Origin of the sequence: uncultured Gimesia sp., assembly GCF_937910335.1 — a bacterium.
GTDB lineage: Bacteria > Planctomycetota > Planctomycetia > Planctomycetales > Planctomycetaceae > Gimesia.
The window spans coordinates 1-5,666 of record NZ_CALEMX010000592.1 but is presented as its reverse complement, the minus strand read 5'-3'; the positions used below and the strand labels follow the sequence as shown (position 1 = coordinate 5,666).

The 5,666-nt window shown below is 44.7% G+C and carries 6 protein-coding genes; 5 read left to right on the top strand and 1 reads right to left on the bottom strand.

All coding sequences use genetic code 11. The features are described 5' to 3' along the window. The first annotated feature begins 158 nt into the window (after window positions 1-158). The gene (locus Q0668_RS24220; protein WP_298869127.1) at window positions 159-1,058 is read left to right on the top strand and encodes a hypothetical protein; all 900 of its coding nucleotides are present in this window, start codon (window positions 159-161) and stop codon (window positions 1,056-1,058) included. 32 nt (window positions 1,059-1,090) lie between these two features. Here Q0668_RS24220 and Q0668_RS24215 read toward each other — a convergent pair whose 3' ends face one another. After that, a complete protein-coding gene (locus Q0668_RS24215) occupies window positions 1,091-2,047 on the bottom strand; it encodes an alpha/beta fold hydrolase (RefSeq protein ID WP_298869126.1) in 957 nt (318 codons plus the stop codon). A gap of 296 nt (window positions 2,048-2,343) precedes the next feature. On the opposite strand from Q0668_RS24215, the gene Q0668_RS24210 reads away from it, so the two are divergent. The 4 genes from Q0668_RS24210 to Q0668_RS24195 all read left to right on the top strand — a co-directional run. Then, window positions 2,344-2,739: a helix-hairpin-helix domain-containing protein gene (locus Q0668_RS24210; protein WP_298869125.1), complete on the top strand. Its 396-nt coding sequence runs from the start codon at window positions 2,344-2,346 to the stop codon at window positions 2,737-2,739. A 231-nt stretch (window positions 2,740-2,970) separates the two neighbouring features. Beyond that, entirely contained in the window at window positions 2,971-3,276 is a 306-nt protein-coding gene (locus Q0668_RS24205) for a DUF485 domain-containing protein (protein WP_298869124.1), read from the top strand. Next, the gene (locus Q0668_RS24200; RefSeq protein WP_298869123.1) at window positions 3,273-5,228 is read left to right on the top strand and encodes a cation acetate symporter; all 1,956 of its coding nucleotides are present in this window, start codon (window positions 3,273-3,275) and stop codon (window positions 5,226-5,228) included. The genes Q0668_RS24205 and Q0668_RS24200 overlap by 4 nt, the downstream gene beginning before the upstream one ends. Continuing rightward, window positions 5,225-5,666 (top strand): DUF695 domain-containing protein (locus Q0668_RS24195; protein WP_298869122.1); only part of this gene is annotated, 442 nt, incomplete at its 3' end. The genes Q0668_RS24200 and Q0668_RS24195, both read left to right, overlap by 4 nt.

Genomic DNA, 5,666 nt, shown 5'->3' with positions numbered 1-5,666 from the left:
TTGATTATCACACTTTTCAGAGACGGAAACCTGATCCGATTATTCTGAATAGGCGCTTTTGCCGATATTGAATATAAGTTCCTCCCCTGCCCTTCGTTTGTTGTTGCAGCCTCCTCTGGATGCTTTTCTTATTCTGCCATTTCCTGTCGATGAGTTTTATGAACGCTTACATCAAAAAAGTCGATCAGTTCGCAGCGGCACCCATGTTTTGTGTTGCAGTCTTTTTTCTCATTTTTTTAGCGGGCACTTTGCATTTAAACAGCATTGAATCGCCGGGAATTGCTCTGGATGTCTGCAATTGGTGTCTGTTCCTGCTCTATCCGCTGTTTATTCTGGAAACAGTCATTCACGTAGCGTTAGGTAGTCCCCGCTGGAAATTTAATCTCCTGTATTGTCTGATTCCACCAATCAGAATCTGCGCAAGAGACCAGATGACGGGTCAGGCCATTTGGTTTCCCATTATTTCCTGGCAGGTCGTTGATTCTGAATTCAAGGAAAAAGTTGTCAAAACTTTTTCTGCGCCAATGCTGTTGATTGCCCTGTTGGTACTACCGCTGTTTGCGGTCGAGCATTATTGGCAAAAGCAAATCGAAACGAACTCAGTACTGGCCGATTTGACTGCCATTGCAACTGGATTTATCTGGTTCGCATTTACTCTGGAATTCATACTCATGATCTCAATCGTAGAAAAACGATTGGACTACTGCCGCAGACACTGGATTGATATCGCCGTCATTTGCCTGCCGATGATCGCGTTTATGAGATTTTTACGAGTCGCCGGATTACTCAAGACCACCAGAGTTTTCCGCCTTAAAAGTCTGGTCCTGAAGCTTTATCGGGCGCTGCTCATTCTGGAAATCGTGAATCGTTTACTGCAACGAAATCCAGAAAAACGCATCAGTCGCCTGGAGGCGATCCTGCTCGAAAAGGAAAAAGAAATCACAGACATCAAAGAAGAAATTGCTTTTCTTTCTGAACGGATTTCACCGCAGCCCCAGACTGATTCTGAATTAGCAATTCAACAGGATACTCAGCAATTTAATAATCGAGCAGCCTGATTCTAACTGCTAACCGGTTGATTCATCCCCGCTTATTCATCCCGGTCAAAGCGAGGCCTGCGGTCAGCCCATTGCCCGGGTAATTTTTTAAGATGTCGATCCAGAAATTTCAGGATATCAATCTCCAACCCCAAGCGTCTACCCAGCATATCAGTCCCCGTGAGCTTACCAGGATATTTATTGATCTTCACACGAGCATCTTTTTCCTTGGCCAAATGCAATTGTTCATAAAGCTTATTAGCAATTTTCAGATCGGCCGAATTTTTATTGCCGACGCCGACTTCAAACGCGAGCCCTAAAAGTGGGTCTTTTAGCCGGACTGTCGGTTGCATTGAATTAACACCGGGAACACCCGTGACGGGCGAAATCAAAAACAAAGCCCGTACAGTCTGCCCCTTGGGTGTTTTGGCAGCCAGGACCGGTGCATCATCATAGGGACCTTTAGCCCAATCATAGAGGGTATAGTTTAAAGCAATTGGCACACTCATATCTGAGGCGATAATTGCTGATTTTTGCATATTTAAGTGTTTTTTCTGATGCTCTCTAAAAATAAACTGCCAGACGGCTTCCATATCCAGTGCAACCATTGCTTTGTAGTCATAAGTTTTCAATCTTGAACTCGGAGGTTTTTTTTGATTCCGATTAACACTTTTTTCAGTCTCAGGTAGTTTACTCTGCCCATGCTTTCGCAAATCAACAGAAACAACAGCATAACCGTTTTGCTGCAAGATAGGCGCGAACTGTTTATCCCAGACTCTTTTGCTCCCCCCCTTGCCATGAAGTAATACAACCACCGGAGCACTTTCGGCATTACTTGATTGATAATACGTGATGGATATGGGGAAACCATCTCGAGGAGCTGTTAAAGTAATTTCTTTCGGTTTCGCAGGACCTTTCGTATTAGTGTTCTGTGCCTGTAAAACACTAGTGGCTAACAGCGACGTACAAACAAATGCAAAGACTGATAACGTTCGCTGACATTTTTTCATACAAAGGAAGTTATTGATCACAGAAGCACCTCAATTTGGGAATAGATTCTTTGCCATTTTTCGCTTGCAGTTTGAGTCTATTCCGATTATTCAATATGTTGACTAATTTATAGTATCATTCTACGAAAAACGGGCCTTGAGGTCAATTAGTGACTCGCGCTTTTGCCATCTTTAGTAGTACTATCTCGTGTTAATACGATGTATTATAGAGCTCAATTTGATCAATCTCTGCAAACCGCGTCAAAGTGAGACCAGACTCATATTACACATAATTTCACCTGACTGGCTGCCAGAACATGCAGAATCACCATTCTGAAGAAACCCCATCAAAACCATTCCTGGGTTTACAAAGAGATGATCAATTCTTTTTAGGCATACTTGTTATTGCCATACTGATCCTGTTCGTGATTCATCTTGGACGTCTTTCCCGCTGGGGCACCAAACCAATCGAAATCACAAGACAAACTCATATGCCCTATGAGTATCAAATCGATATCAATCAGGCCTCTTGGGTTGAATTTGCTCAATTAAATCAAATTGGCCCCAAGCTCGGGAAAAAAATTGTATCGCACCGTGAAATTCATGGCCCATTCCGCTCTATTGAAGATTTATTAGAGGTGAAAGGCATCGGCCCTCAGAAATTGAACACCAACCGAATTTATTTTAAACCGGTTCCAACTGACTCGAATTAATCACGCGGCGATCCGAGTTTCCAGTCGGGATTTGACTGACCTTCGACTGACGTTCTCCTGTTTCAGTATACAAAGTCATCAGATTCCCAATTCTTTTCCCCTCCCATTGCTGCTGTCAGTTGATTCCTCACCGGTTTCCGGGTTGAATAGGCTTTCCCAATAACATGATTGATCAAGCAATTCTGGCTGATCGAACCCAAACCAGTGTTACAACTAAAGGGTATATTTCCAATGGCAGGTTTTGACCACGGCCCCAACGAGCCTGAAGAGCAGGAAAATTCCGAGACGATCTCTCGGAATACCCGACTGGGGCTTAAATTATTTACGGTTTATCTGGCCCTATATGGCGGGTTCGTTTTTCTTAACACCTTCTCCCCCGCAAAAATGGAGGTGGTTGTTTTCGCAGGATTGAATCTGGCCATTGTATACGGATTCACTTTGATCATAGCTGCATTTGTGCTGGCATTGATCTATGGCTGGTCGTGTCGAAACGATGTTTCCTCAGACAGTTCAAATAATGAGGGGGCATCTCAATGATCTATGAACCATCCCTCATGGCAGTTCTGATCTTTGGAGGAATTGTCGCCATCACACTGGGACTCAGCTTCTGGTTGGGCGCAAAAGCAAAATCAGCGAAAGGGTACTTTGCAGCTGGGGGAGGTATCCACTGGTTTGTAAATGGTGTTGCATTTGCAGGCGATTATTTGTCAGCCGCTTCATTTCTAGGCATCTGTGGCATGATTGCCTTTTATGGATACGATGGATTCCTCTACTCCATCGGTTATCTGGCCGGCTGGATTGTGGCCCTCTTTGTAATCGCAGAACCACTCAAACGAATGGGACGTTTCACGTTCGCCGATGCGTTGGATAGCAAATTTCAATCGCGGGGAATTAAACTTGCTGCCGCGATCAGCACACTTGTCGTCAGTATTTTTTATCTCATCCCGCAAATGGTTGGCGCTGGCGCTTTAATCACTCCCTTGCTTGGATTCCCCCACTATGTTGGCGTCCTGATGGTCGGAACCATCGTGATTTTGATTGTCGTCACAGCAGGCATGGTCAGCACGACTTATGTGCAATTCCTGAAAGGTTCGTTGCTTGTGATCTTCAGTACGGTTCTGACCGTGCTGATTCTGCAAAGAGGTCTCTCAACAGACCCTGTCAACAATGGGAAACCGACACACCAGTTTCAAATTATCGGCCCCACTGCTTCCGATAATATCGAACATTGGAAATCGGAACTCAAACTGAATGATAATGATTCATTAATCCCACTTGACCAGGGAGCATGGGCCAAAAAAGATTTCCTGCAACTTACCAGAGACGACAAAATTTCTTATTGGAAAGTGACCGAGAGCCCAGAGAAACAATATTTTCTTTCGGAAACACAATACAAGCAAAAGAACACAAATGGCAGCATCATCATTAATGGATTGCCCCAGGGAACCGGTGAAGGTAAAACCGATTTATACCCTGTAGGGCGTATCAGCAAATTGCCCGACGATGAAACGGAAACAGGTCCGCTGGGAGTCACTGAATTTTTAAGCAAAATCCGTGAAAGTGAACTGATCCTTTGGGGTTCAGATACCATCAAAGAGAAAGATGGCACCGTCATAACGATCTATTTTCCGAAACCAACAACCGGAGAAAAAGTGCTCAGTCCTGGAAATCATCCAAAGTTTGCAGGCATTCGTAGCGATGAAATGTGGGGAAAACTAAATTTCCTGTCTTTGATGCTAGCCCTGTTTTGTGGAACCGCTTCGCTGCCACATATTTTAATCCGCTATTACACAGTCAAAGATCAAGCCAGCGCTAGAAAAAGCACGATCGTCGGCATTGGGACCATTGGTTACTTCTATATTCTGACATTGTTTATGGGGCTGGGCGCCATGACCAGTGGGGCACTTGATGTCACCAACACAAACATGGCTGCCCCACTGCTTGCCAAGAGTATTGGCGACTGGTTATTCGCGGTCATTTCTGCAATTGCATTTACCACGGTACTGGGAACAGTCAGTGGACTCATCATTGCATCCAGTGGCGCTGTCGTGCATGACCTGATGTCGAGCTTTATGAAAATCGAAATGAATGATTTTGCAAAAGTACGTATTGCTAAAATTGCCTCGGTTGTTGTCGGAGTGATTGCCATTATTCTTGGAATACTCTTCGAAAACTTTAATGTAAACTATCTCGTGGGCTGGGCATTCAGTGTGGCCGCTTCGGCAAACCTGCCCGCATTAGTGATGTTACTATTCTGGCCAAAAACAACAAAACAGGGGATCACGGTCGCCATTTTTACAGGAATGGTTTCTTCATTGACCTGGATTCTGTTAAGCGCCGATTCCTATAAAGGGATTTACGGGCTGGACCCGAAAACCGCCATTGTGCCCTTCAGCCAGCCTGGTCTGGTAACCATCCCCTTAGGATTTCTCACATTGATTGTTGTCTCGCTTTTGACACAACCAAAATCAACGGAGATTAAAAGTTGACAGAACAACAACCGGAACAAGAACAGGAATGGTTAACGGCAACGGCACTCGAAGAGGAGTTGACTGTCATCTTCCGTCTGTTACCAGACATTCCAGCTGGAATTACCACAGCTGATTTTCCCGCCCGGATCGAAATCATCTGGACATACCAGTCTCCTAACGAAAGTGGTATGCCCGGACCGGAAGATCAACAACTCATGAATCAGTTTGAAGAGCGACTCATTGGTGTCTGGCAAAATGCAGGTCTCGGTTATCTGACCATGCTGATTACTGGAAACCAGATGTGTGAATGGCAATGGTATTTAAAAGATGTCGATCAGGCCTTGTTAATGCTCAACGAAGTCACCGACGATCTGCCTTCACTTCCAATCGATATCCATACAGAAACAGATCCCGACTGGTACGCCTACTCGAATTTCATGCAACAGATCTCTTCTT